General features: G+C 69.0%; 1 protein-coding gene. It reads left to right on the top strand.

What is annotated here, in order from left to right:
• Nucleotides 1–41 precede the first annotated feature (41 nt).
• Nucleotides 42–850, top strand: a protein-coding gene (locus EHS43_RS45320) for an IS5 family transposase (protein ID WP_125196132.1) whose coding sequence is annotated in 2 segments (ribosomal slippage) — nucleotides 42–389 and nucleotides 392–850 — 807 coding nt in all. Because the reading frame shifts where the segments join, the coding sequence is not laid out codon by codon here.
• Nucleotides 851–860 lie beyond the last annotated feature (10 nt).

The following is an 860-nucleotide window of genomic DNA, read 5'->3' as shown; positions in this document are numbered from 1 at the left end:
AGACGTCGTTTCTGTTGGCGTGATCGCTCGTTGAGCCGTGCATGACGGATCTGGTGGGGCGGCTGGTGCCGGACGAGTTGTGGACGCTGTTTCGGCGGGTGGTCCCGCCGACGGAGGTCATACGCCCGCAGGGCGGCGGCCGCCGACGGGCCGGTGACCGCGAATGCCTGGCGGCGATCATCTTCGTGGCCACCTCGGGCTGCACTTGGCGGCAGCTGCCGCCGGTGTTCGGGCCGGCCTGGCCCACGGTCTACCGGCGCTTCGCCCAGTGGAGCCGGGATCGGGTCTGGGCCCGGCTGCACCGGGTCATCCTCGACGAACTCGGTGCTCGGGGCGAGTTGGACTGGTCGCGGTGCGCGATCGACTCCGTCAGCGTCCGGGCGGCAAAAGGGGGCCACTGACAGGACCGAATCCGACCGACCGCGGCAAGAGCGGATCGAAAATCCACCTGATCACCGACCGCAACGGCGTGCCGCTGTCGTTGGGCATCTCCGGCGCCAACCTGCACGACAGTCTCGGCCTGCAGCCGCTCGTGCGTGGCATCCCGCCCATCCGCTCCCGCCGCGGACCACGCCGCCGGCACCCAGCCAAGCTCCACGCAGACAAGGGCTACGACTACGACCACCTGCGGAAATGGCTGCGCGAACGTCGCATCCGCCACCGCATCGCCCGCAAGGGCATCGAGTCCTCCACCCGGCTCGGCCGACACCGCTGGGTCGTCGAAAGGACCGTGTCCTGGCTGGCCGGATGCCGGAGGCTGCACCGACGTTACGAGCGAAAGGCCGAGCACTTCCTGGCCTTCGTCGGCATCGCCACAGCCCTCATCAGCTACCGCAGACTCACCAACTGAAACGACGTCT

The sequence above is a fragment of the Streptomyces sp. RP5T genome (genome assembly GCF_003933965.1).
Classification (GTDB): Bacteria; Actinomycetota; Actinomycetes; order Streptomycetales; family Streptomycetaceae; genus Streptomyces.
The sequence above is the reverse complement of the archived record's forward strand: the minus strand, read 5'-3'. Positions and strand labels throughout refer to the sequence as shown.